At 39.6% G+C, this 25,916-nt stretch carries 19 protein-coding genes and 2 pseudogenes; 6 read left to right on the top strand and 15 right to left on the bottom strand.

The window, feature by feature from the left end; genetic code table 11:
* Nucleotides 1–144 precede the first annotated feature (144 nt).
* From azu to ilvD, 7 genes are all read right to left on the bottom strand, one after another.
* Entirely contained in the window at nucleotides 145–651 is a 507-nt protein-coding gene (gene azu / locus HC176_RS11625) for an azurin (protein WP_167918484.1), read from the bottom strand.
* Between the two features lie 16 nt (nucleotides 652–667).
* On the bottom strand, nucleotides 668–2,260 hold the full coding sequence (locus HC176_RS11630; RefSeq protein WP_167918486.1) for an NADP-dependent glyceraldehyde-3-phosphate dehydrogenase: 1,593 nt from the start codon (nucleotides 2,258–2,260) through the stop codon (nucleotides 668–670).
* 179 nt (nucleotides 2,261–2,439) lie between these two features.
* A complete protein-coding gene (ilvA, locus tag HC176_RS11635; protein WP_167918488.1) occupies nucleotides 2,440–3,699 on the bottom strand; it encodes a threonine ammonia-lyase IlvA in 1,260 nt (419 codons plus the stop codon).
* A 100-nt stretch (nucleotides 3,700–3,799) separates the two neighbouring features.
* The gene (gene ilvC / locus HC176_RS11640; RefSeq protein ID WP_167918490.1) at nucleotides 3,800–5,275 is read right to left on the bottom strand and encodes a ketol-acid reductoisomerase; all 1,476 of its coding nucleotides are present in this window, start codon (nucleotides 5,273–5,275) and stop codon (nucleotides 3,800–3,802) included.
* A 25-nt stretch (nucleotides 5,276–5,300) separates the two neighbouring features.
* The gene (ilvN, locus tag HC176_RS11645) at nucleotides 5,301–5,834 is read right to left on the bottom strand and encodes an acetolactate synthase small subunit (protein WP_167918492.1); all 534 of its coding nucleotides are present in this window, start codon (nucleotides 5,832–5,834) and stop codon (nucleotides 5,301–5,303) included.
* 116 nt (nucleotides 5,835–5,950) lie between these two features.
* Entirely contained in the window at nucleotides 5,951–7,684 is a 1,734-nt protein-coding gene (gene ilvB / locus HC176_RS11650; protein ID WP_167918493.1) for a biosynthetic-type acetolactate synthase large subunit, read from the bottom strand.
* A 98-nt stretch (nucleotides 7,685–7,782) separates the two neighbouring features.
* Nucleotides 7,783–9,468, bottom strand: a complete 1,686-nt coding sequence (ilvD, locus tag HC176_RS11655) for a dihydroxy-acid dehydratase (protein WP_167918495.1) — start codon at nucleotides 9,466–9,468, stop codon at nucleotides 7,783–7,785.
* 756 nt (nucleotides 9,469–10,224) lie between these two features.
* Between ilvD and metK the strand changes: the two genes are divergently transcribed.
* The gene (gene metK, locus HC176_RS11660; RefSeq protein ID WP_167918497.1) at nucleotides 10,225–11,478 is read left to right on the top strand and encodes a methionine adenosyltransferase; all 1,254 of its coding nucleotides are present in this window, start codon (nucleotides 10,225–10,227) and stop codon (nucleotides 11,476–11,478) included.
* A 194-nt stretch (nucleotides 11,479–11,672) separates the two neighbouring features.
* Here the strand turns inward: metK and HC176_RS11665 are convergent, their stop codons facing one another.
* The 4 genes and pseudogenes from HC176_RS11665 to rsmG all read right to left on the bottom strand — a co-directional run bounded on the left by HC176_RS11665 (nucleotide 11,673) and on the right by rsmG (nucleotide 14,738).
* Entirely contained in the window at nucleotides 11,673–12,629 is a 957-nt protein-coding gene (locus HC176_RS11665; RefSeq protein WP_167918499.1) for a tetratricopeptide repeat protein, read from the bottom strand.
* 190 nt (nucleotides 12,630–12,819) lie between these two features.
* Nucleotides 12,820–13,137: pseudogene (locus tag HC176_RS19995) on the bottom strand (integrase core domain-containing protein); the annotation flags it as partial.
* A gap of 207 nt (nucleotides 13,138–13,344) precedes the next feature.
* Nucleotides 13,345–13,776, bottom strand: a pseudogene (locus HC176_RS20000) (IS110 family transposase); the annotation flags it as partial.
* A 332-nt stretch (nucleotides 13,777–14,108) separates the two neighbouring features.
* Complete coding sequence (gene rsmG / locus HC176_RS11675; RefSeq protein ID WP_167918503.1) at nucleotides 14,109–14,738, bottom strand: 16S rRNA (guanine(527)-N(7))-methyltransferase RsmG; 630 nt, start codon at nucleotides 14,736–14,738, stop codon at nucleotides 14,109–14,111.
* 143 nt (nucleotides 14,739–14,881) lie between these two features.
* Between rsmG and HC176_RS11680 the strand changes: the two genes are divergently transcribed.
* Entirely contained in the window at nucleotides 14,882–15,982 is a 1,101-nt protein-coding gene (locus HC176_RS11680; RefSeq protein WP_167918505.1) for a fatty acid desaturase family protein, read from the top strand.
* A 24-nt stretch (nucleotides 15,983–16,006) separates the two neighbouring features.
* Nucleotides 16,007–17,191, top strand: coding sequence for a pyridoxal phosphate-dependent aminotransferase (locus HC176_RS11685; protein ID WP_167918507.1), 1,185 nt, complete (start codon nucleotides 16,007–16,009; stop codon nucleotides 17,189–17,191).
* Nucleotides 17,192–17,256: 65 nt separating this feature from the next.
* Here HC176_RS11685 and HC176_RS11690 read toward each other — a convergent pair whose 3' ends face one another.
* The 3 genes from HC176_RS11690 to trkA all read right to left on the bottom strand — a co-directional run bounded on the left by HC176_RS11690 (nucleotide 17,257) and on the right by trkA (nucleotide 20,508).
* On the bottom strand, nucleotides 17,257–17,523 hold the full coding sequence (locus tag HC176_RS11690; RefSeq protein WP_167918509.1) for a hypothetical protein: 267 nt from the start codon (nucleotides 17,521–17,523) through the stop codon (nucleotides 17,257–17,259).
* Nucleotides 17,524–17,662: 139 nt separating this feature from the next.
* Nucleotides 17,663–19,156 carry a TrkH family potassium uptake protein gene (locus tag HC176_RS11695; RefSeq protein WP_167918511.1) on the bottom strand — a complete coding sequence of 498 codons (1,494 nt, stop codon included), beginning with the start codon at nucleotides 19,154–19,156 and terminating at the stop codon, nucleotides 17,663–17,665.
* A gap of 2 nt (nucleotides 19,157–19,158) precedes the next feature.
* Entirely contained in the window at nucleotides 19,159–20,508 is a 1,350-nt protein-coding gene (gene trkA / locus HC176_RS11700) for a Trk system potassium transporter TrkA (protein ID WP_167918513.1), read from the bottom strand.
* 138 nt (nucleotides 20,509–20,646) lie between these two features.
* On the opposite strand from trkA, the gene ubiE reads away from it, so the two are divergent.
* The gene (ubiE, locus tag HC176_RS11705; RefSeq protein ID WP_425338203.1) at nucleotides 20,647–21,375 is read left to right on the top strand and encodes a bifunctional demethylmenaquinone methyltransferase/2-methoxy-6-polyprenyl-1,4-benzoquinol methylase UbiE; all 729 of its coding nucleotides are present in this window, start codon (nucleotides 20,647–20,649) and stop codon (nucleotides 21,373–21,375) included.
* 1 nt (nucleotide 21,376) lies between these two features.
* Nucleotides 21,377–22,108, top strand: coding sequence for a type IX secretion/gliding motility protein PorT/SprT (gene porT, locus HC176_RS11710; RefSeq protein WP_167918517.1), 732 nt, complete (start codon nucleotides 21,377–21,379; stop codon nucleotides 22,106–22,108).
* A gap of 142 nt (nucleotides 22,109–22,250) precedes the next feature.
* Here porT and HC176_RS11715 read toward each other — a convergent pair whose 3' ends face one another.
* Complete coding sequence (locus HC176_RS11715) at nucleotides 22,251–22,979, bottom strand: TrmH family RNA methyltransferase (RefSeq protein WP_167918519.1); 729 nt, start codon at nucleotides 22,977–22,979, stop codon at nucleotides 22,251–22,253.
* Between the two features lie 228 nt (nucleotides 22,980–23,207).
* On the opposite strand from HC176_RS11715, the gene tamL reads away from it, so the two are divergent.
* Nucleotides 23,208–25,754 carry a translocation and assembly module lipoprotein TamL gene (tamL, locus tag HC176_RS11720; protein WP_167918520.1) on the top strand — a complete coding sequence of 849 codons (2,547 nt, stop codon included), beginning with the start codon at nucleotides 23,208–23,210 and terminating at the stop codon, nucleotides 25,752–25,754.
* The last annotated feature ends 162 nt before the right edge of the window (nucleotides 25,755–25,916 follow it).

Raw genomic sequence — 25,916 nt, forward strand, 5'->3', positions numbered from 1 at the left:
CGATGCCCATTAGGAACTGGGGCATTATTTTAAACCAGTTTTTGACTATATTTGAAAAAAGGGTCCGGCTTTAATCAAGCCAAACCCTCGATTTATAACTTACACACTTCTCGGGATAGTGTCTTTTAAGCATACATCTTACTTTTACTCCACAATAAATTTGCCTTTCATAAGCGCATAATGCCCAGGGAAACTGCAGATAAAATCATAAACCCCTGGTTCGGGAGCATCGAATTCGATTACTGCTGTTTCACCTCCACCTATTAGCTTGGTGTGCGCAATCACATCCTGAGTATTAGCGGGAATATACTCACTATCCTTAAACGCAGCAGCTTTAGGCCCAAAGGTCATTACATCAACCCCTTGTTTCAATAACACAAAATTGTGCCCCATCACGTTTTTGTCCATTTTCCCAATGTGCCTTAATGTGATTTTTACTTTTTTCCCAGCTTCAACCCTGATTTCCTTTTTATTGAATTGCATGCCGTCATTACCTGTTATAACTACATCGTTAGGGTTGCTGGAGGCTGCTTTCGGGGCTTCCATTGTTTTTTCATAAGAAAAATTTTCTTTTTTCTCTTTGTCTTTGTTACCGCAGGCCACTAAAAACACAGCCAACAGTAAGAGCGTAAAATATTTAGAAACTAACATATAATATTGGTTTTAATTACAAAATATAATCAGTACTGATAAAATTAGAAGTTTTTTGTTCCAATAACTCTTGAAGAATAGCATTGTTGTAAGCATTGTCTTTTGAAGCGACAAAAGTTCTTATTGAAAACGAACGCAACGCATCATGTACACTCAGTGTTCCGAAAGCTGAATCTTTTCTTCCGGTGAACGGATAAACATCCGGCCCGCGTTGGCACGAGCTGTTTAGGTTTACACGGCATACTAAATTCACCAAAGTATCGATGAGCGGCGACAGGGTTTGAACATTCTTTCCAAACAAACTCACTTGCTGTCCGTAATCCGATCTAGCCATATCATCCAAAGGCTCGTCAATATCCGAAAATGGCACTACCGGAATTACCGGGCCGAATTGCTCCTCTTTAAACACGCGCATATCTTTACTCACCGGATACAATACCGCAGGAAAAATAAAATTCTCGGTTAACTTGCCGCCTTTGTCGTTTAATATTTTTGCACCTTTTGCCAATGCATCGTCAATTAATTCTTGGATAAATGCCGGCTTTTCCACCTCTGGAAGTGGTGTTAATTTTACTCCTGGCTCCCATGGGTTTCCAAATTTTAATTGATCTACTTTATAAGAAAAACGTCTGTTGAATTCTTCAACTACCGACTCGTGTACATACACCACTTTTAAAGCTGTACAACGTTGCCCGTTAAAAGACAGCGTTCCCGTAATGCATTCTTCAACCGCTAAATCTAAATCGGCATCGGGCAACACAATAGCCGGGTTTTTAGCTTCAAGCCCTAAAACCATACGAAGCCTATTTCCTTTTGGGTGCTGCGCTTGCAAAGCATTGGCCGATTTACTGTTACCAATCAATGCTAAAACATCAACTTTTCCTGATTTCATAATAGGTGTTGCCAACACCCTGCCACGGCCGTAAATCACGTTTACCACACCTTTTGGAAAGCTATTTTGAAAAGCCTCCAACAACGGCGAAATAAGTAACACACCAAGTTTTGCGGGTTTAAAAATAACGGTATTTCCCATCATCAGTGCGGGAATAAGTAAGGTGAAAGTTTCGTTAAGCGGGTAATTGTACGGCCCCAAACAGAGCACTACCCCAAGCGGTCCACGACGGATGTGCGCATAAACCCCAGAGTTTTTCTGAAACTTGGCAGAGTCGCGATCTAATTGTTTGTAATCTTCTATAGTATCATAAATATAATCGACCGTTCTGTCAAATTCCTTTTCAGCATCAGGAAGGTTTTTGCCAATTTCCCACATAATGAATTTCACTACCTCATCACGCTTGGTTTTCATTTGCTTAACGAATTTTTCCATACAAGCAATACGGTCTACCACTTTCATGGTAGGCCACAACCCTTTTCCGTTATCGTAGGCAGAGACCGCTGAATTTAGTGAATCCATAGCCTCTTCCTCTCCCAACTGCGGTACCGTTCCCAACAACGTTGGACGATACTTTTCAGTTGATGAAATGGTAGAATACACCTCGGCCGTATCACCTTCCCAGTGTTTTAACTCGCCACCTGACAAATAGGTGTTTTGATGGTAAATGGAATCTATTTTAAATGCTTCCGGAATATCTTGTAACATAGTACTCATTGTGTTTTGTTTTTGTTAGTAGCCTTTGCCAATGCCAGTTTTATTCTAATATTTGAAATGCCTTTATTGACCTCATCAAAGTAAAGAAAAATTACTCAGAATTTGTGTTTGAAAATTCGAGAATTATGAGCAATAAAGCGAAAATAATTACGCTACGACCAAACTATCCTTTTAAAATTCTAAACCAAAAACTGAAACAAATCCGGTTTGTCGTTTAAATAATCGCCGTAAAAGTTCCGTTTTTTCATTTTAGCAATGAGCGGCTCTAAATCGTTGGATGATTTTAATTGCACACCCACCACCGCAGAACCGTTTTCCCGATTAGTTTTTTTAGCATACTGGAAATAGGTGATATCGTCATTCTCCCCTAAAATATCTACCACAAATTCCTTTAAGGCTCCTGCACGCTGCGGAAAGTTGATGATAAAATAATGTTTCAAATTGGCATATAGCAAGGCCCGTTCTTTAATTTCTGGGGTTCGGGTAATATCGTTATTACTTCCACTAACCACACAAACTACATTTTTACCTTTAATTTTGTCGGCGTAAAAATCTAGAGCCGCAATACTCAATGCCCCGGCCGGCTCTACCACAATGGCGTCTTTATTATAAAGTTCCAAAATGGTTTCGCAAACTTTACCCTCCGGTACGGTAATCACGTCGTCGAGATTCTGTTTACAGATGGCGAAATTTAAATCGCCCACTCGTTTTACCGCTGCACCGTCAACAAATTTTTCAATATTTTGGAGTTCGGTATTTTGGTTGTTCGCTATAGAGGTTTTCATGGATGGCGCCCCTTCGGGTTCTACGCCAATAATTTTGGTGTTGGGCGACAATTCTTTAAACACCGTTGACAAACCCGATGCCAGCCCGCCACCGCCAATAGCAATGAACACATAATCAATAGGCACTTGGGATTGCCGAATAATTTCCAGACCAATAGTAGCTTGTCCTTCAATTACTTTTTTGTCATCAAAAGGATGAATGAAGGTTTTACCCTGCTCTTGGCATTCCTTCATGGCGGCCTCACTAGCATCATCAAAAGTATCGCCAACCAATTTGATTTCAATAAAATCCTCACCAAACATTTTTACCTGTTCCACCTTTTGGTTGGGCGTTGGAGCGGGCATAAAAATATACCCTTTTATTTTTAGGAGTTTACACGACAAGGCCACCCCTTGAGCATGATTGCCCGCACTGGCACATACTACGCCATTTTGAGCTTCTTCTTTTGTTAACGAACTTATTTTATTATAGGCGCCTCGAATCTTATACGAACGCACCTGCTGCAGGTCTTCGCGCTTTAGGTAAACCTGTGCTCCAAACTGCTTTGAATACCTCAAGCCTTGGCTCAACGGGGTTACCTCCGAAACATTTTTTATGGTTTCGGCGGCTTTTTTTACGTCTTCGAGTTGTGGGAAATAGACTTGGCTTTCCATAGCTTTTGATTTTTTTAGTCATAAAAAAAACCTGTTGGACTTTACAAATCCAACAGGTTTTACCATCAAAATTTAGTTTAGTTTAGTTGGTTTTAATGGCTTATACTATTGGTTTCATAGCTGTCATTGATGCTCTAAGGAACTCACCTACTTTTTCAACAGGGTGATTTCTCAAAGCTTTATTAACCGCGATTAATTTAGCATTGTCAACCGCTTTTCCGTTGTCTTTAGCGTATGCTTTACCAATAACGTCGGTATCGATTTTCTTCATAAAATCGGCTAACAATGGCTTACACGCATGATCGAACAAGTAGCATCCGTACTCTGCAGTATCAGAAATAACGCGGTTCATTTCGAACAATTTCTTTCTAGCAATCGTGTTGGCGATAAGTGGCGTTTCGTGCAATGACTCGTAGTAAGCCGATGCATCGATAATTCCAGAATCAACCATAGCTTCAAAAGCTAATTCTACACCCGCTTTTACAAAAGCTACCATTAACACACCGTTATCGTAGTACTCTTGTTCTGTAATTTCTACATCTCCAGCAGGCGTTTTTTCGAAAGCAGTTTCTCCGGTTGCAGCTCTCCAATCCAATAATTTCTTATCGTCGTTAGCCCAATCTTCCATCATGCCTTTAGAGAACTCCCCTTCAATAATATCGTCCATGTGTTTTTGGAACAACGGACGCATAATATCCTTCAATTCTTCTGCCAATTCAAAAGCTTTGATTTTTGCAGGGTTTGATAAACGGTCCATCATGTTGGTTACACCACCGTATTTCAATCCTTCAGTAATGGTTTCCCATCCGTACTGGATTAATTTTGAAGCGTAACCTGGCTCGATACCTTTTTCAACCATTTTGTCGAAACAAAGGATAGAACCGGTTTGCAACAATCCACAAAGAATGGTTTGCTCACCCATTAAATCAGACTTCACTTCAGCAATAAAAGACGATGCCAAAACACCTGCTCTATCACCACCAGTAGCTACGGCATAAGCTTTAGCTTGCGCCCAACCTTTGCCTTCTGGATCGTTTTCTTCGTGTACCGCGATTAAGGTCGGTACACCAAAACCTCTTTTATATTCTTCGCGAACCTCAGAACCTGGCGACTTTGGCGCTACCATGATTACAGTAAGATCTTCACGAATTTGCATTCCTTCCTCAACAATATTAAATCCATGGGAATAAGCCAAAGTAGCTCCTTTTTTCATTAAAGGCATTACAGCATTTACCACATTGGTGTGCTGCTTGTCTGGCGTAAGGTTAAGTACTAAATCGGCCGTTGGAATCAATTCTTGGTAAGTACCAACTGTAAAACCGTTTTCGGTAGCATTAACATAAGAAGCACGCTTTTCTGAAATAGCAGCATCGCGCAATGCATAAGAAATATCCAATCCAGAATCCCTCATGTTTAAACCTTGGTTTAACCCTTGGGCACCACATCCTACTATTACAATTTTCTTTCCTTTTAATGCATTTACTCCATCTGAAAACTCAGAAGTATCCATGAATCTACACTTCGATAATTGATTTAGTTTGTCTCTTAACGACAGTGTGTTAAAATAATTTCCCATTTTAATTTTAATTGTTATTATTCTATTATTGGTTATTGAATGCCTTAAGCAATTCGGTTACTTTCATTTCATCTTTGGTTACCGCAATTCGGCCTGAGCGTACAAACTGCATGATACCGAATACGTTTAAATCGCGGCGCAGTGCCTCAATTTCGTGGCGTCTACCAGATTTTTCAAGCACAAAAAACTCGCGGTTCACGGTAACAATTCTAGTATCGCTTTCCTTGATTATATTTTGAATTTGCGGCTCATCAAACAACAAGCTCGATTTGATTTTGAACATACACGACTCAGTAAAGATGGTTTCTTCGTCGGTATGGTAATAAGCTCTAATCGTTTCTACCTGCTTTTCAATTTGCTTAACAATTTTTTTCGCATTGGTTTCGGTAATATTCACCACAATAACGAAACGGTTTACGCCGTCAATTTCAGAGCGCGACGTGGTTAAGCTCTCAATATTAATGTGTCTCCTTTGAAATATAGCCGAAATACGGTTTAACAAACCAATATTGTTTTCGGTATAAATCGAAATGGTGAATGTTTTTATGTCTTCGTTCATTTTTAAAAAAGATGAAAGAGAAAAGATGAAAGAGAAAAAGACTTATAAATCTTATTTTAAAGCTCCCGCACCATCTCTAGTTTCTATATTCTTTTATCTGTTTTCTTGTTTTCCAATTAACTTAATCTTACATCAGAAACTGATGCTCCAGTAGGTATCATTGGAAATACGTTATCTTCCTTCTCTACGCAAACCTCAAGGAAGTACGACTCTTTTGAAGCCATCATTTCCTTAACGGCATCGGCCAATTCCTCACGCTTGGTTACGCGTTTTGCCTTGATGTAATACCCTTCGGCAATAGCCACAAAATTAGGATTAGTCATTTCGGTAGAAGCATAACGCTTATCGAAAAACAACTGCTGCCACTGGCGTACCATTCCTAAAAACTCGTTGTTAAGCACCACGATTTTAACCGCCGCTTTGGTTTGGAAAATAGTACCCAATTCCTGAATATTCATTTGGTAACCACCATCTCCAATAATCGCCACAACCTCACGCTCTGGCGCTGCCATTTTAGCTCCGATCGCCGCAGGAAGCGCAAAGCCCATGGTACCTAATCCACCCGAAGTAATGTTACTTTTGGTAACGTTAAAATCGGCATAGCGACACGCAATCATTTGATGCTGCCCCACATCTGAAACAATGGCGGCTTGTCCTTTACTCTCCATATTGATTTGCTTGAGCACCTCGCCCATAGTCAAACCTTCTTTTGTAGGCTCAATATCGTCCTTTATAACTTTATCAAACTCAATTTTGTATAAGTCTTTAAATTCTTGCAACCACGCCTCATGATTGTTTTCATTTAAAGCGTCCAACAACATGGCCAAGCTTTCTTTAGCGTTTCCTAAAACGGCCACATCGGTTTTTACGTTTTTATCGATTTCGGCTGGGTCAATATCAAAATGAATCACTTTAGCCTGCTTGGCATAGGTTGCTAAATTACCCGTTACACGGTCGTCGAAACGCATACCAATAGCAATAAGCACATCGCACTCGTTGGTTAATTTGTTAGGCGCATAGTTACCGTGCATCCCCACCATACCCACATTTAATGGGTGAGACGTTGGTAATGCCGAGGCACCTAAAATGGTCCAAGCTGCTGGCACACCAGACTTTTCAACAACGGCTTTCAATTCGGCTTCTGCTTCACCTAAAATAACGCCCTGACCCCAAACAATCATGGGTTTTTTGGCACTATTGATTAATTCCGCCGCAGCTTTTACAGCATCCGGACTGGTTTTTGGCACAGGCTTATAACTGCGAACTCCTGTACATTTTTCGTATTTAAAATCCAGTTCGCTAACCTGTGCATCTTTGGTAATATCAACCAAAACAGGTCCTGGTCTTCCGCTTTTAGCAATGTAAAAGGCTTTGGCCAACGCCGCTGGAATATCAGCCGCTTTGGTTACTTGGCAATTCCATTTGGTTACCGGTGTAGAAATACCAACTATATCGGTTTCCTGAAACGCATCACTACCCAATAAATGGGAGAATACCTGCCCCGTTATACACACCAAGGGCGTTGAATCGATTTGCGCATCGGCAATTCCGGTAATTAAATTGGTTGCCCCAGGCCCCGATGTTGCCATGGCCACCCCCACTTTTCCAGAAATACGTGCATAACCTTGAGCCGCATGTGCTGCGCCTTGCTCGTGGCGCGTTAATACGTGATGGATTTGATCCTGAAATTTATAAAGCTCGTCGTAAACCGGCATAATAGCGCCGCCAGGATACCCATAAAGGATATCAACTCCTTCAGCGATTAAGCTTCTAATAACGGCCTCACTACCTGTAATTCGTTCTACTTTATTTGCCAATTCTTTTGTTTTTTCTTCGGTTTGTGTTTTCATAATCACACTATATTGGGATTTCCACTTTTACTTTGATGCGCTTCGATGCTCTCAATGATTACGCTCAGTATTAAGGTGGAAATGAAAAAAATCAATTTTTATGCATCGGTAACGCATCCTTTTGATGCTGATGCCACCGATTTCGCATATTTATATAAAATTCCTTTTTTATGTTTAAGCTCTGGAGCTTTCCATTCGGCCTTTCTCTTGGCCATTTCTTCATCTGAAATCAACACGTTAATGGAGTTGTCTTCTGCACTGATTCTAATTTTATCACCCGTTTCCACCAATCCAATGGCTCCTCCGGTTTGTGCCTCGGGCGTGATGTGCCCCACTACAAAACCATGGGTTCCTCCGGAAAATCGACCGTCGGTTATCAAAGCCACCGATTTACCTAAGCCAGCCCCCATAATCAAAGAGGTAGGTTTTAGCATTTCTGGCATACCGGGACCACCTTTAGGACCGACGTACCTGATGACAACCACATCACCACGTTGTACTTCACCATTTGAAATTCCTGTATTTGCTGCTTGTTCACCATCGTAAACCACGGCTTTACCCTCAAACACCAATCCTTCTTTCCCGGAAATTTTTGCCACAGCACCTTCGCTAGCCAAGTTTCCATAAAGGATTTGTAGGTTTCCAGAAGTCTTCAAAGCTTTATCGGTTGGGTAAATTACATCTTGGCTATCTTCTTCAAACTCTAAAGGTTCAACATCCGCTAAGTTTTCGGCCAAAGTTTTCCCCGTAACCGTCATACAATCGCCGTGTAAATAGCCATTATCCAAAAGATATTTCATAACAGCTGGCGTTCCTCCAATACCGTGAACATCTTCCATAAGGTATTTTCCACTAGGCTTTAAATCGGCAATAAGCGGCGTTCTGTCGCTTACACGCTGAAAATCCTCTAAAGTAAATTCGATATCGGCCGCATGTGCAATGGCCAAAAAGTGCAATACCGCGTTGGTCGACCCGCCTAAAGCATTTACTAATGCAATAGCATTTTCAATGGATTTTTTTGAAATGATATCCAAAGGTTTCAAATCCAGTTCCAATAGTTTTTTTATGGCTATGGCATGACGCTCAGCCTCGGATAATTTATTCGGATTCTCGGCTGGAATAGACGAGTTGTAAGGCAAAGCAAAGCCCATACACTCTATAGCCGAGGCCATAGTGTTGGCGGTGTACATTCCACCACAAGCACCAGCCCCAGGAATGGCTCTTTTTATAATTTCGCGGTACTCGTCTTCATCAATTTCACCCGCTACTTTTTGTCCCAAAGCTTCAAAAGCCGAAACAATATTCAGTTTTTTCCCTTTGTAATTTCCAGAGGCAATAGTACCTCCATACATCATAATTGAAGGACGGTTTAAACGCAACATAGCAATAACGGCTCCCGGCATATTTTTATCGCAACCTACAATAGAAATCAACGCATCATAGCTTTGTGCATTCATTACGGTTTCAATAGAATCGGCAATAATATCGCGCGATGCCAACGAGTAGTTCATCCCCGAAGTACCCATAGAAATACCGTCGCTCACACCAATGGTGTTAAAGCCTAAGCCCACTAAATTAGCAATCTTACACTCTATTTTCACCTCATCCTTTAACCTGTTTAAATGCATGTTACAGGGGTTGCCATCGTAACCTGTACTAGCTATCCCCACTTGGGCTTTGTTCATATCGTCGTCCGTTAAACCAACGGCATACAACATGGCCTGCGAAGCGGGCTGCGATTCATCCTGAGTTAACCTTCTACTATATTTATTAAGTTCCTTCATTTTTATTATGAATAATTCTTATTTTAATCGTGAATTAGTGATATATTCTAAAATTTTTAAGGGTTTTTCAAAAATTTCAACAAAACCCACTTAAACAGTTTTCGAAATTAATTTATTGCTACTTTATCTTATCTCCATATTCCGTTTATGGGTTAAATCCACAACACTGAAAACAAACACAAATATCTGTTTATCAGATGTTTAACACAATATTTTTATGATGCCCAAAACGAAAAAAAATTGCACTAAAAAAGCCCTCACATATGGGAAGGCTTTAATTTATATTTTCGCTTAATTAAACCAGCCCTACTTTCGATGCGCAATAACGACACCGACTGTAGAAATGACCATATTTAAAACGTGTTTTCTCATTTTCGAAATACAAATATTTATAAGTAAAATGTAACAGCCAATTTTTTGAAAAGAAATACTTGTTTTCGATACAAATTTTCACTCATTGCAATCGCAAAAAATTCACTCAAACTGACGGACTTCATCACAACAGTCAACCGCCAAATCCACCCCAAACAAATATCGCTTCACCTTTTAAGAAAAATTTTAACAACGGTTTTACTTAATTTTTATACTTTTGCCCAATCAAAAAAAACAGAGGAAAGATTTGACTGATTGCAACCTCTTTCAGATTCGATAATTTCGAAGATGAGATGCCGTATCAAGTACGGCATGAAAAATGCTAAAGGCAGTGCGAACTTCCTTCGACGTTTTCCGTCAAATCTTGCAATAAAATACAATATTATGGCTTATTTATTCACTTCAGAAAGTGTTTCTGAAGGGCATCCAGACAAAATAGCAGACCAAATTAGCGATGCGTTAATCGATAACTTTTTAGCTTTCGATACCGACTCGAAGGTAGCTTGCGAAACCTTGGTAACCACAGGGCAGGTTGTACTTGCTGGAGAGGTAAAATCGACCACCTATTTAGACGTACAAAAAATTGCGAGGGATACCATTAACAGCATTGGCTACACTAAAGGCGAATATATGTTTGATGGCAATTCGTGCGGGGTATTTTCGGCCATTCACGAGCAATCGGAAGACATTAACCAAGGGGTAGATCGTGGCAGCAAGGAAGAGCAAGGTGCTGGCGACCAAGGGATGATGTTTGGTTACGCTACCAACGAAACCGAAAATTACATGCCTTTGGCTTTAGATCTATCGCATAGAATCTTAAAGGAACTTTCGGCGTTGCGTCGCGAAAATAAAGACATCACGTATTTGCGCCCCGATAGCAAAAGCCAGGTAACCATTGAATATAGTGATGATAATGTACCACAGCGCATCGATGCGATTGTGGTTTCTACGCAACACGACGATTTTGCCAATGATGAGACCATGTTGGCAAAAATTAGAAAAGATATTGTGGAGATTTTGATTCCGCGTGTGGTAGCCAAGTTGCCCGAAAGCATTCAAAAGTTATTCAACAGCGATATAAAATACCACATTAACCCTACGGGGAAATTCGTAATTGGTGGCCCGCATGGCGATACCGGGTTAACCGGACGTAAAATTATTGTGGATACTTACGGCGGAAAAGGGGCTCACGGCGGTGGTGCATTTTCTGGAAAAGACCCGAGTAAAGTAGATAGAAGTGCCGCTTACGCGACGCGCCACATTGCCAAAAACTTGGTGGCTGCCGGTGTGGCCGACGAAGTTTTAGTACAAGTAAGTTATGCTATTGGTGTGGTAGAGCCTATGGGAATTTTCATCGACACTTACGGCACCAGCAAAGTAGATTTGAGCAATGGCGAAATTGCCCAAAAAGTATCTGAAATTTTCGATATGCGTCCGTTTGCCATTGAGGAGCGTTTAAAACTGCGTTCGCCTATGTACAGCGAAACGGCTGCTTACGGCCACATGGGGCGCACCAACGAAACCGTTACCAAAACCTTTTCGCAACCTAACGGCGAAAGCATCACCCTAGATGTGGAACTGTTTACTTGGGAAAAACTAGATTACGTTGATTCCATTAAAAAAGCATTTGGATTGTAAATCCCAATACTTATAAATTTAAGAGACGGTTTAAAAAGCAAGGCTTCATTCCGAGCGATAGCGTGGGAATCTGTTAAATATATATTACGGTTTTTATCAAAAGATTGCTTCACTTCGACTGCGCTCATTGCAGGCTGTACCCGCTTGCAATGACACGAGAGTGTTCCATAAATTAAAGTTTCCGTTCAGAAAGTTTATAATTTAGCAATCAGCCCAATATTGTTACTGAAATAATAATATTGGTTTTGAAACCAATACGTATTGCTATAATGTTCAATGGTATTAACATCCTGCGGAATGGAAAGAATGTTGTTGGCACGCTTAAAATTCGTTTTGGCATTCTCAACATCTTTTAATTTGTAGTACGCAATGGCCAAGCCTAAACGGGCATCAAAATCATTGGCATCAAAGGCGATGGATTTGTTGAAATCTGAAATAGCATCGGTGAATTTCCCGAGCATTAAATGCGAAGCCCCACGGTAAAAATAAGCAAAAGCGTGGTTGCTGTTTAAACGGATGGCTTTGTTCAGGTCGTCGTTGGCCTGTTGGTAATATTTAATGTCCATATAAAATGCTCCACGGTTGTAAAAGGCATCGGCCGAAGGTTCAATATAAATCGCCGTACTATAATCTTGGGCTGCTTTTTCGTAGTTTTCCAAAGCGCGGTAGGCCGCAGCACGAAGTATGTAAGTGTTGGGCTGGTTGGGCACTTTTTTAATCACGGTGTTGAAATCCTCAATCGCTTCCTCGTATTCGCCCAACTCAAACTTTACGCAAGCCAAGCTATACAGAGCGTCAATAAAACTATCGTCCAGCATGTAGGCTTTGGCATAGTCTTCCTTGGCTCCGGTAAAATCCTTTATGCTAAATCGGGAGTTGCCCCGGTTGTAATAGGTGTCGGCATCGGGGGCTTCCACGATGATTTTTGAGTAATCGACAATAGCGCCGCCATAATCGCCCATATCGTTTTTGGCCAAGGCTCGGTAAAAATAAGCATCCCAGTTTTTGGGCTCTAAAGCTATGGCTTGGGTAAGGAGTTCTATTTTTTCGTTGGAATTGTTGCTGCGTTTGGCCTGCCTCAATAATTTGTTGACTTGCGCAAACCCGATAAACGGAACGATAATAAGTAGGAGAAGGATTTTGTTTTTCATAGCGGTAAAGCAACAAATAATGTGCCGTATTTTTCGGAACTAAATTTAGTGATTTTTTTGGATAGTGATTTGTTGCTTTGTAGTTTTTGATATGGGATTTTAAAAACAAAAACACCCTGAAATGGCATTTTTATTTCAAGTTTTACGAAATTTGGACTTGCATCAAAAAAATGGACTTTAAGATGAATGACTAAGCTGCTAGTTTCTGGTTATACATATCTAATTCAAATTCTATTAAAGTTTTGTATCCTAAAAAGGAATGTCTTATTTTATTATTGTACCAAGTTTCTATCCATGTAAAGATTGATAACTCAGCTTCGGATCTTAGCTTGTAGTGGTGCCCATAACCCCATTCCACCTTTAATGATTTAAAGAACGATTCCGCCACGGCATTGTCCCAACAATTGCCTTTGCGGCTCATGGATTGTTTAACAAAACCATCGTAACCTTTAATTAAAGAGGTAAACTTATGGCTGGCATATTGTATGCCCCGATCGGAATGAAATACTATGGCTATCAACATTATTGAGCTTTTAGGGCCTATCCCTGGTATTGAGGTCAATAAATCATATGAACGTTGATAGTGGTTTTTGCATATTGCAAGCATCTGTTTTTCTATGGCACCAATCTTTTTACTGATTGTCCTTATAATTGTTTTTAAGGTCTGTTCAACTTCTTTTTCAACAAACCCAGAAGAGCTAAAAGCCTCTAATTGACGCTTGCTTTGCACATGCTGTTTGTTCAATAGCTCTAATGCGGTTCGCATTTGTTTTAAACTTTTGACAGCCGTACTTTCTGGTTGCCATAAGGTCAATTCTTCTTTTTTAAAATAACCATATTCCATAATAATCTCAGCATCCTTCTTGTCGGTTTTTGCTCTGTAAAATTGCATTTGGCCGTACCTTCTTATTATCAATGGATTTACTACACAAACATCCATCCCTTGACTGTGCAAATACTCTGTAAGCTGAACATAATAAGGGCCCGATGCTTCCATAACTACCAAATCTTGTTCTTCAAGGAGCTTGCTGAACTTTTTAAATCCTGATAAAACATTATCATAAACCTTATGGGACACGCGCTCTTTTTCTTTAAAACAAACATCAAAAGTTTGTTTGCTAATGTCGATTCCTATAATTTTACACATGACGAATAATTAAAGTGCTTTAGTTTATCAATCCTAAATACAGGCTTTATGCCTAATGAACTGTTCAAACTTTAAGCACAAAGAGAAAGGGGCAAGCATTACGAACTGTTTTTTAAACTAATGACGGAAAATAGCCTTTCTCTTTTTATGTTAATAATACACAAAGTAAATTATTATTTATTCTATCCTTTTGCAAACATAGGATGACGAAAGATTGTAAACCATCAACCATAATCATCATTGAGGCACGAAGCAATCTCAACATCAGAACTTCGATTAAACAGATTACTTCGGTCGTGATTTCCTTGTAACGACGATAAAATTGCAATCATTCACCCTTTATATTTCAAAGGCAAATGCACTACTTTTTTAGTTTCAAAAAAATCTTCGGAATAGAAATCACTGAGGTTATAAATGGCCGTGGTACGGTAGTCTTGAAGTTCTTCGGTTAAATCGCCACCTTTTAAATAGAGAATGCCATTTTTTAGTTCGTGGCGTTGTTCCTTGGCTATTTTCCCTTTTACCCATCGTACAAAAGTAGGCATTGCGGCCACCGCACGGCTCACAATAAAATCGTATTGTCCGTCGGTATCTTCCACCCTGCTGTGCGTAGTTTTAACATTGTTAAGCCCTAGCCCCTCAACCACCTCATCGACCACCTTCAGTTTTTTGGCGATGCTATCCACTAAATGGAACGAACATTCGGGGTACAAAATCGCCAGCGGCACACCGGGAAATCCGCCACCGGTGCCCACATCCAAAATGTTCGAGCCCGATTTAAAACTTAACACCTTGGCAATACCCAACGAATGCAACACATGCCTTAAATACAGCTCGTCAATATCTTTACGCGACACTACGTTTATTTTTAAATTCCAATCTTGGTAAAGTAGCTCCAACTTTTTAAACTGCTCAATTTGCTTTTCGGTAAGATTTGGGAAATACTTTAGAATAAGGTCCATCAATGTTAAATTTTCAACAAAAATATGGTTTTTAAATACATATTTTTACAAAAATTCGTTACAACTTATTTGGGTTTATACCTATCTTTGCCCTCCAGGTATGATCAATAAAACCAAAAGATTAATCATATTAAAATACCAGAATGACTAAACAAGCACTTTCATTTTCAAGAACTGACTCTGCTAAATTTTTTAGAACACTAAATAAAAGAGTAAACGCTTATTTTAAGGAAAACCAAATAAAGCGTACAGGTAATTGGAAAATATGGATAAAAACCATCGTGATGTTCTCCCTGTTTTTAACACCTTATTTCTTGTTATTAACCTTAAACCTGCCAGGTTGGGCGCAATTGCTTTTAACCATTGTTATGGGAGTGGGCATGGCCGGCGTGGGCATGAACGTGATGCATGACGGCAACCACGGTTCGTTTTCAAATAAAGAATGGGTTAATCGTTTAATGGGAAGCAGTATTTATATTCTTGCCGGAAATGTTTACAACTGGAAAGTACAGCACAACGTACTGCATCACACCTACACCAACGTACACGGTCATGATGAAGATTTGGATGCTGGACGAATTCTTCGCTTTACAAAACATTCTGAATGGAAATGGTATCACCGTTTTCAGCATTATTATTCCATTTTACTTTATGGACTATTGACCATCAACTGGGCTATTACTACCGATTGGCAACAAATGCGCCGTTATATGAAACGCAAGTTGTCTTACGGAAAATTCCCAAATCCAGTTTGGAATTGGAGCAAGTTGGTCATTTCAAAAATTATTTATGTGAGCATTTGGATTGTTATCCCCATGCTGATTTTAGATATTGCTTGGTGGAAAATTTTAATCGGCTTTTTCGTAATGCACTATACTGCTGGTTTAATTTTAAGTGTGGTATTCCAATTAGCTCACGTTATGGACGAAGCCGAAATGCCACTACCCGAAAAAGACGGTACTATGAAAAATACTTGGGCCATCCACCAGCTGAAAACCACTATCAACTTCAGTACAAAAAACAAAATAGTTAACTGGTTTACTGGTGGATTAAATCACCAAGTAGAGCACCATATTTTTCCGCACATTAGCCACGTGCACTATACCAAAATCTCTAAAATTGTTAGAGAAACGGCTAAAGAATTTAATTTACCTTATAACGAATATAAAACAACACGCAGCGCCATCATTTCACATTTTAAATATTTAAAGGAAATGGGAAGAAAACCGGCATTGCAATTCTAATCACAATCTATTTAACTAAATTTCATGCAATTACTATCTGATAGAATTTTAAACATGGCCACTTCTGCAACGTTGGCCATGGCAGCCAAAGCAAGAGAATTAAGAGGCGAAGGCAAAGATATTATTGGTTTAAGTCTTGGTGAGCCCGACTTTAACACTCCCGATTTTATTAAAGAGGCCGCTATTCAAGCCATTAACGACAATTACAATTCGTATTCGCCTGTTGATGGTTACGCCGATTTAAAAGACGCTATCATCACCAAATTTAAGCGCGACAACAACCTTACTTATACGCCATCGCAAGTGGTGGTTTCAACAGGTGCAAAACAGTCGTTGTTTAATGTTGCCGGTGTTATGCTTAACGATGGCGACGAGGTAATTTTACCATGTCCTTACTGGGTAAGCTACGCAGATATCGTTAAATTATTTGGTGGTGTTCCTGTTGAAGTGAAAACATCTATCGCTACCGATTTTAAAATGACACCTGAGCAATTGGAAGCTGCCATTACACCCAAAACCAAAATGATGTGGTTTAGTTCGCCATGTAACCCAAGTGGTTCGGTTTACAGTAAAGAGGAGCTTAAAGGGTTGGTTGATGTTTTAGCAAAATACCCAGACATTTATGTGGTTTCGGATGAAATTTACGAACACATCAATTACGGTCAAGGCCACACCAGTATTGCTGAATTTGAAGAAATGTACGACCGTACCATTACCGTAAACGGTGTATCGAAAGCGTTTGCTATGACAGGATGGCGTATCGGGTACATTGGTGCTCCTGAAAAAATAGCCCGTGCCTGCAACAAATTGCAAGGTCAGGCTACTAGTGGTGCCAACTGTATTGCGCAACGTGCCGTTATCACGGCTTGCAATGAATCGCCCGAAAAGGTAAAATATATGATCGACGAGTTTAAGCAACGTCGCGATTTAATTTTAGATTTATTGAACGACATTGAAGGCTTTAAGTGCAATGTGCCAGATGGTGCTTTTTATGTGTTCCCTAACGTAACGCACTTCTTCGGAAAAACATTAAAAGGCAAGAAAATAAACAATGCTTCAGATTTTTCATTTTTCCTATTGGAAGAAGCGCTTGTAGCCACCGTAACCGGTGAAGCCTTTGGAAACCCAGATTGTATCAGGATTTCTTATGCCGCTTCAAACGAGCAAATTATCGAAGCTATGAAACGCATTAAAGAAGCCGTAAGCTAATTTAATCGAAGCATATCAATTTAAAAAGCCTGTTAGATTCCTTGAATTTGACAGGCTTTTTTTATTTAAGCTAAAAGAAAGTATAAGAACGCCATTACCCCAATAAATAAAAACACGAAACCAACAATAACTTTCTTCCGAGCCGTTTCATTTTCACGTTGTATTTGCTCCCTAATCTTTTTTAGGCTTTGCGTAGATGCTTTCGGCAAATCCTTCATTTTTACATGGGCATAACTACCCGATAAAGCTTTACTATCTTTTCTTTTTGCTAGCTGATTCCTATTATTTTTCAATGAAGCATTGGCTGCTGCCATAGATCCTTCTCCACCCATAATTATTAAAGTTTAGTTTCAATATATCAGTATAAAAATCAACTAAAACGTTGCAGTAGAAGCTCAGGATTTAAGTTTAAGCAAACACACTTCTCTTCCTTGAAAATGGAATACACATCTGATAAAGTGTTCTAAAAAACTACCTATTCCGCCAAAAGAACGGCGTAAACAAAATAAGTACGGTAAAGAGCTCTAAACGGCCAATAAGCATTAAAAAGGATGCCCACCATTGCCCCAAACCAGGCAAGGATGCATAATTGTTCACCGGACCAAAATCGCCTAATGCCGGCCCCACATTACCAAGTGTAGATGCTGCTAAACCAATGGCCGACTTAAAATCGAGACCAAACATAGAAAACACCAACGCCCCAATAATAAACGAGAGCATATACAAAATGAAAAAGCCCAAAATATTGAATACAATATTTCCTGAAATAGCTCTTTTATTGTATCGAACGGGCAAGATGGCGCTAGGATGCAAGGTTCTTTTAAACTCTAAAAACCCATTTTTTATCATGATTAAATGGCGAACCACTTTTACACCTCCAGAGGTACTTCCTGCCGAACCGCCCAAAAACATGAGCCCGAAGAAAAACACCACCAAAAAGGGCGTCCACAAGGTGTAGTCGGCTGTAACAAAACCCGTTGTGGTAATTACGGAAAGTACTTGAAACAAACCATGCCTAAATGCACTTTCGGCCTCACCCCAAACCATGGGATGGTCTATGGAAGACGCCGAAACATCTGCCCTAAAATAAATAAGCACCGATGCGATTAGAGTAAAAATGGCTATAAACTTAAAATACAATTTAAACTCTTCGTCCTGTAACACCTTTTGTACTTTTCCTTTAAATGCGAAGTAACTCAAAACGAAATTGGTCCCCGCCAAAAACATAAATAAAATGATGATGTACTGAATTACGGGGTCTCCATTCCAATAGGCCACACTGGCATTTTTAGTTGAAAACCCACCCGTGGAAAGTGTACACAACGCATGGTTTATGGCATCAAAGAACGACATGCCTGCCAAACTAAGCAACAAGGTTTCTGCTGCGGTATATCCAAAATAAATAAGCCACAAACGTTTGGCCGTATCGGTTATTCTGGGGTGTAATTTATCGGCACTCGGCCCAGGGGCTTCAGCTGCGAAAAGCTGCATCCCTCCAATACCCAGTAAAGGCAAAATGGCAATCGCTAAAACGATAATTCCCATACCTCCGATCCAATGGGTTAAACTCCGCCAAAACAAAACGCCTTTGGGCACGGCTTCAATGTCATTTAAAATAGAAGCTCCCGTAGTGGTATATCCTGACATGGTTTCGAAAAATGCGCTGGTAAAATTCGATATACTATCGGTTAAAACATAAGGCAACGCTCCAGAGAGCGACATGATAATCCAACCGAAACTCACCACGATATACCCTTCACGCTTATTGATTTCCTTACGGTGTTTTCGGGTAACCAGCATGCCCCCCCCCCCAATAAGCGATATGCTTGCTCCGGACAAAAACAACTCTAACGTAACCCCATCGTTGTAAACAAAACTGATGAGTGCCGAAAGCAACATGAACCCACCATTAAAAAGCAATAGCAGCCCAAGGATATGAAAAATAATTTGATAGTTAAGTTTCATGTTTAGCGGAATAATCGTTCAACGCCCTTTATTGATTGCAATAAGCTGCACACTACAATACGGTCGCCCTCACGGATTTTAAAATCGCCCAAAGCAATTATGCCCTCTCCATTTCTAACCACACCACCAATAATGGCCGACCTTGGGAAATCGATATTTTTTATGTATTTGTTACAAATGGCTGAGGTCGATTTTACCTCAAACTCCAACAATTCAGCATTCATATTGTTCAGTTTGGTCATGGCCACAACCTCTCCTTTTCTGATGTACCTAAAAATCGTATTGGCGGCCAGTAGCTTTTTATTGATTAAAGTTTCAATTCCAACGGAATGCGACAATTCAAAATAATCCATGTTTTCCACCAAAGCCACAGTCTTTTTCACCTCTTTGGATTTGGCCACCAAACAAGACATGATATTGGTTTCTGAATTATCTCCAACAGCAATAAAAGCATCCATATCGGAAATATTCTCTTCCTCGAGTACATCAACATTTTTTCCGTCGCTATTAATTACCAACACATTGGGCAATTCATCAGCAATATCGAAAGCGCGCTCCCGGTTGGCTTCAAACAGTTTTACGTTAAATCCCTTTTTCGATAAATCGCGAGCCGTTTTAAAACCAATTTGGGTACCGCCCAAAATCATCACATTTTTTATAGCCCTGTTGGCTTTACCGGTTAAGCGGCATAAATCTTCTGCACCGCCATCATTGGTAATAAACACCACACTATCCCCTCTTTTAAACACCGTATCACCTCTAGGAATAAGCGTATATTGCGTACCAAAACGTTGAATGGCAATCGGCACAAAATGAATTTCTGGAAATATTCGGGCCGCTTCCTTTACCGTCTTACCCACGAAGGAAGCCGACCTAGAAAGCGTTAGCCCCACCATGGTTAATGCGCCATTTTCGAACTCGTAAGTATCATTAAACGACGATTGCTTAAGCGATAATTCAATTTCGGCTGCGGCTAACGATTCTGGCGAAATCAACTCATCGATACCAAATTCTGTAAATCCAATTTCTTCCTTATGGCGGATGAACTCGGTATTTGAAATTCTGGCAATGGTTTTTTGCGACCCCAATTGCTTGGCCAAAACACAAACGGTAATATTGGTAGTTTCACTTGATGTTACGGCAATAAATAGATCTGAAGACTCTACACGGGCATCTTTCAACACCGCTATTGAAGTGGCGTCACCACGAATAACCTTAATATCTAAATGCGTATCGGCGTAAACTAAACTATCTTTATCTGGGTCTATTAAAGTAATCTCTTGAGATTCGTAAGACAACAGTTTTGCTAAATGAAACCCAACTTCACCAGCTCCGGCAATAATAATTTTCATTATCTATTTATCATAAAAAGTAGCACAAATATACTATAAATTAGATAGAAGCATATTAGAATGGTTCTTTATAATAATCGGCCACTTATTATTTTATGCATGGCTAAAAGTTTATATTTGTCGAAAAATTTTTCAGATTTGTCAAAAGTAAAGCCCTATAAAAACAGCGATTTAGGTAAAAAAGAACAGGTTACCAAAATGTTCGATACCATTTCTGGCGATTACGATGGTTTAAACCGCGTTATTTCGTTCGGAATAGATATTAAATGGCGTAAGAAAGTAGTAAACATGGTTGCCGAAACCAATCCGGAAACTATTTTGGATATCGCTACAGGAACTGGCGATTTGGCTATTAATCTCGCTGAAACCAATGCAACAAAAATTGTGGGGTTAGACATTAGTTCGGGCATGCTGGCAATAGGAAAGGAAAAAGTAAAAAAGAAAGGCTTGGACTCTAAAATAGAAATGGTTTTGGGCGATAGCGAAAACATGCCTTTTGAAGACAATACCTTTGATGCCATTACCGTGGCTTTTGGTGTGCGTAATTTCGAAACTTTAGAAAACGGCCTTAAAGAAATTTTAAGAGTTTTGAAACCCGGTGGTACTTTTGTGATTTTAGAAACCTCGGTACCAACAAAAACTCCATACAAACAAGGGTACGCCTTTTACACCAAAAACATTTTACCATTAATTGGCAAAGTGTTTTCAAAAGATAGAAGTGCCTACCGCTACTTAAGCGAATCGGCCTCTGTTTTTCCTTACGGTGAAGCTTTGAACAATATTTTACGCAAAATTGGGTTTATAAATGTTGAAGATTTTCCACAAACTTTTGGTGTGGCCACAATCTATAAATCATCGAAAAAATAACATGAAGCATATTTTTGCATTAATCGCTTTTTTATTCATCACCCAAACCTCTAGTGCGCAACTATTTAAAAAAGAAAAAGTAACTTACGATGCCAACCAAGGGCGCGGGAGCACCGACAATAACTTACTGCGCTGGGGCTATTTTTTAGGCTTTAGCACTTACGATTTCAATTTCGATTACAACAACGATTTACGTGATATTTACGTAAAACGAAGTCCCGGTTTTAACGTGGGTTTAATAGGAAACTTGCGCGTAAACAGCTTTATCGATTTGCGTTTAGAGCCCGGACTGCTTATTACCACCCGCGAACTGTATTACAGTCAGGAATATTTTGAAGGCGTGCCCGATGTAAAGTCGTCCGATTTGATTCGCGAAGTAAAATCCACTTACATTCATGTGCCGCTGTTGGTTAAAATTTCAACTAAGCGCATCAATAATTTCAAACCATTTATTGTTGGCGGGTTTTCAACAGCATTGAATCTTTCGAGTAACGAAAACAATCCCGAAGACAATAGCAACGGGCAGTTTAGAACCAACAAAAATTCCATTTTTTATGAATTGGGCTTTGGTATCGATTTTTATCTGTACAATTTTAAATTTACCCCTTCCATTCGTGGATTATTCGGCATTAACGACGAATTAATAAGGGATGAAGACCCCAATAGCCCGTGGACCAGCAATATTGCTACGATGAAAACCCGTGGGGTGTTTATTAATTTTACGTTTCAATAAAGATCGTTTTTCAGTCGTAGTTACAATTTTCAAACTCCACCGAGTTTAGATGCGAACTAAGTTCAAACAGCTTAAATCTTTAATTTCTCGCAAAAGTGCGGAGAAAAACTTGGACCATACTGCTAACTGCAACTGCAAACTGTTAACTCGGTTCTCCCCTCCTAAACTCGCTCAATAAAATAGCTGTCGCTGTCGCCACATTTAAACTTTCCGTGGCTTGTAAATCACCAAACCTTGGAATCGCTATTTTCTCTGTAACCAAACTTTCAGTACCTTTTGAAATGCCGTTGGCCTCATTTCCCATTACCAAAACACCGCTTGTCGGTAAGTTGGCCGAATACACATTTTCTCCATCCATAAACGCCCCAAAAACAGGACCGCTGTAGTTTTTCAAAAACCCTTCCAAATCCACATAATTGATATCAACCCGAGTTATCGATCCCATAGTAGCCTGCACCACTTTGGGGTTAAAACAATCTACCGTATCGGTACTACAAACTAAATCTTTTATACCAAACCAATCGCAAAGCCGGATGATGGTGCCGAGATTTCCGGGGTCACTAACGGCATCTATGGCTACAATTAATCCGTCGCTTTTAATGGGTTTGGGTTGTGGAATTTCAAATACCGCCAAAGCCGTGTTGGGCGTTTTTAAAAAGCTGATGCGTTTTAGTTCCTTTTCAGAAACAATGGTCGCTTTCGTGGCATTATTATTGAGAGGTTCTGTGGTGAACAATTCATGAAGTTTAAGTGAAGATTGCAAAAGTTCGTTGATGGTCTTTATGCCTTCAGCTACAAAAAAACCGTGCTGTTGCCTAAACTTTTTTTGTTTTAAACTCGTTATTAATTTGATTTGGTTTTTAGAAAGCATCGTGTTCTTAACGTTTAAATTTTGAAAATCTGTGATTCAACCCATTAAATATCTCAGTGGCCATTGCCCTTCATTTGCCAAGCTACCATCAGGGGCTTAAGTAAATTTCGATAAAGAAAAGAAAATATTGCGAGGCTCTAGGCATTCTGCTATTTATTTAAGTGTAAATAGTGTATTTTTGAACAAAATTGCAGCACAAACCGTCTAAAATTTAACCTCATTTTTCATTTGACACGTCAACTCTTAAAAATATTCATTTTAATCATTTTTTCGAGATGCTTCCTTTCCTGCGATGCTACAAAAAGAGTTGCCGAAGACGAGCATTTATTGACCAAAAACACGGTTTTCGTTAACGATAAAAAAGACAATTCGGTTACTACAAACAACCTAATTTATCAAAAAACCAACCGAAAAATTGCTGGTGTTCCGTTGAGATTACACATTTACAATTTAGCCCGCCCCAATAGGGATTCGCTTTTTGAGGCTTGGTTGGACAAAAAACCCAACCGCAGAGAGCGCTTAATAAAACGTTACTCAAAAAAGCAATTGAACAAACTAAAGGCTTCAGCCATTGGGTTTAACAACTGGCTGAAACACACTGGCGAACCACCTACCATTGTAAATGAAGAACAAACCAAAAAATCGGCAAAGCGCTTTCAGGACTATTATATTAACAACGGTTGGTTTAATGTTGAAACCGAATACGACATCAATAAAAGCGACAACAAACGGGCCGAAGTAGAATACCGTATTAAAACCGGACGCCCTTTTGTTTTAGATTCTATTACCGAAACCATAAAATCGCCCGTGGTTAAATCGTTATACGAAGACATTGAAAACGATGCCATTATAAAGCCCGGGCAACAATACAAAACTTTAAACTTTGAAAACGAACGCGAACGTATTTCAAACGAATTACGAAATAACGGCGTTTATCATTTCAATCAAGACTACATCACTTTTGAAATGGACACTATTGGCACTAACAAAAAAGTAAATGTTGATGTGATTATTCAAGATCGTGCCATAAGAACTCCAGATTCCATAGAGCGTAAACCTTTTGAAGTATATAAAATAAGAGATGTAAACATTATAACCGATTATACTTTCGAAAATCGTGGCAAATCTTTTAAAGATTCCATATACTACAACGGCTACAAGCTTTACAGCTATGGTAAAATGCGTTACCAACCCAAAGCCTTGACCGACGCCGTGTTTATATCGCCCGGCGAAGTTTTTAGGGACATTGACCGTACCCGCACTTACCGGCATTTAAACGAGTTGCGCACCTTTAAATACCCCAATATTGAATATATTGAGAATGCAGACCGCACGCTTACCGACACCATTAGGCTAACACCATTGAAAAAATTCAACTTGGGCTTTAGTACCGATGTATCGACCAGCAACATCCAATCGGTTGGCCTTTCGGTAAACCCCAGTTTGCTCATTCGAAATATTTTTAGGGGCGCCGAAACCTTTCAAATTTCAGCTATCGGTTCCATCGGCTCTTCGAAAGACCCGCAAGAAGGCGATCCTTTTTTCGATATCAACGAATTTGGTGTCGATTTTAAGCTCACCATACCGAGGCTATTTTCACCCTTTTACACCGAAAACCTCATTCCAAAATACATGTTGCCGAGTACCAAAATCAGTTTGGCCTCAACCAGCCAGACCAATATAGGTCTCGACAAGCGTACTTTCAGTGGTATTTTCAACTATAACTGGAGGCCTAACGACAAAGCCACCAATAGGCTGGATGTGTTTAATGTGCAATACGTTAAAAACCTGAACATAGACAATTATTTTAATGTATATAGCAATTCGTTCAACAACCTGAACAATATTGCGCTTAACGTTTACAACACCCCCGCCGAATATATTGAAACCGACGAAAACGACAACCCGGTTTTAAACAAAGCCCGATCGGACGAATTTATGGATTTGGTATTGGCCGACAACAGTTTTGAATCGAATGCCCCAACATCGTACAAAGAAGTTAACAACATAAAAGAGCGTAAAGACCGATTAACGGAAAACAACTTGATTATTTCGTCCATTTACAATTTAACTTATGACGAACGCACCAATTTATTTGATGAAGATTTTTCAATTTTCCGATTAAAATTAGAATTGGCGGGAAACTTATTGGCTACCGGATCGGAGCTTTTGGGCTTCCAAAAGAACAGAAACGACCGGTTTGAGCTTTTTGGAGTTTCGTACTCCCAATACGTAAAAACCGAATTTGAATACACCAAACACTGGGACTTAGGCAAGAAAAACGTTTTTGCCATGCGAAGCTTTTTGGGCGTGGCGATACCTTATGGCAACTCAAACAGTATTCCGTTCTCTAAAAGTTTCTTTGCGGGAGGCCCCAACGACAACCGGGCATGGACAGCCTATAGTTTAGGCCCAGGAAGCTCCAACACCACCAACGAATTTAACGAAGCCAACCTAAAACTGGCCTTAAGTGCCGAACAACGCTTCAACATTTTTGAAGATTTGAACGGGGCTATTTTTGTGGACGTCGGTAACATTTGGAACGTCTTGGATAATACTACCTCCGAAGGTGCCGTGTTCAATAGTTTTAATTCGTTAAAAGACATTGCCGTTGGATCTGGATTTGGTTTACGCTACGATTTTAGCTTCTTCGTTTTTAGGTTCGATATTGGCTTTAAAACCTACGACCCTTTTTACGCAGAAGAAAACCGCTGGTTTAACGATTATAATTTTTCAAACGCTGTGTACAATATTGGTATCAACTACCCTTTCTAACGCATTTAAAAGTTTCAAAACTTTTCTACTGGAATCACTATTTCATTCAACAAAAAAACTACAACGTTTTAGTATCATTTATTAAGTTTCAAAACAGAAAACCAAGCTATCTTATTCAAAATTTGATTACTTTTGAAAATATTTAATTTACTAATTCTTATA

Source organism: Tamlana crocina (genome assembly GCF_012037625.1).

Excerpts from the sequence above, each read along its gene's own strand:
- HC176_RS11715 (WP_167918519.1), bottom strand. The coding sequence starts at position 22,979 with ATGCTTTCTAAAAACCAAATCAAATTAATAACGAGTTTAAAACAAAAA.
- rsmG (WP_167918503.1), bottom strand. The coding sequence starts at position 14,738 with ATGGACCTTATTCTAAAGTATTTCCCAAATCTTACCGAAAAGCAAATT.
- azu (WP_167918484.1), bottom strand. The coding sequence starts at position 651 with ATGTTAGTTTCTAAATATTTTACGCTCTTACTGTTGGCTGTGTTTTTA.
- ilvN (WP_167918492.1), bottom strand. The coding sequence starts at position 5,834 with ATGAACGAAGACATAAAAACATTCACCATTTCGATTTATACCGAAAAC.
- ilvA (WP_167918488.1), bottom strand. The coding sequence starts at position 3,699 with ATGGAAAGCCAAGTCTATTTCCCACAACTCGAAGACGTAAAAAAAGCC.
- porT (WP_167918517.1), top strand. The coding sequence starts at position 21,377 with ATGAAGCATATTTTTGCATTAATCGCTTTTTTATTCATCACCCAAACC.
- HC176_RS11685 (WP_167918507.1), top strand. The coding sequence starts at position 16,007 with ATGCAATTACTATCTGATAGAATTTTAAACATGGCCACTTCTGCAACG.
- HC176_RS11695 (WP_167918511.1), bottom strand. The coding sequence starts at position 19,156 with ATGAAACTTAACTATCAAATTATTTTTCATATCCTTGGGCTGCTATTG.
- trkA (WP_167918513.1), bottom strand. The coding sequence starts at position 20,508 with ATGAAAATTATTATTGCCGGAGCTGGTGAAGTTGGGTTTCATTTAGCA.
- HC176_RS11665 (WP_167918499.1), bottom strand. The coding sequence starts at position 12,629 with ATGAAAAACAAAATCCTTCTCCTACTTATTATCGTTCCGTTTATCGGG.
- HC176_RS11690 (WP_167918509.1), bottom strand. The coding sequence starts at position 17,523 with ATGGGTGGAGAAGGATCTATGGCAGCAGCCAATGCTTCATTGAAAAAT.
- HC176_RS11630 (WP_167918486.1), bottom strand. The coding sequence starts at position 2,260 with ATGAGTACTATGTTACAAGATATTCCGGAAGCATTTAAAATAGATTCC.
- metK (WP_167918497.1), top strand. The coding sequence starts at position 10,225 with ATGGCTTATTTATTCACTTCAGAAAGTGTTTCTGAAGGGCATCCAGAC.
- ilvC (WP_167918490.1), bottom strand. The coding sequence starts at position 5,275 with ATGGGAAATTATTTTAACACACTGTCGTTAAGAGACAAACTAAATCAA.
- HC176_RS11680 (WP_167918505.1), top strand. The coding sequence starts at position 14,882 with ATGACTAAACAAGCACTTTCATTTTCAAGAACTGACTCTGCTAAATTT.
- ilvB (WP_167918493.1), bottom strand. The coding sequence starts at position 7,684 with ATGAAAACACAAACCGAAGAAAAAACAAAAGAATTGGCAAATAAAGTA.
- ilvD (WP_167918495.1), bottom strand. The coding sequence starts at position 9,468 with ATGAAGGAACTTAATAAATATAGTAGAAGGTTAACTCAGGATGAATCG.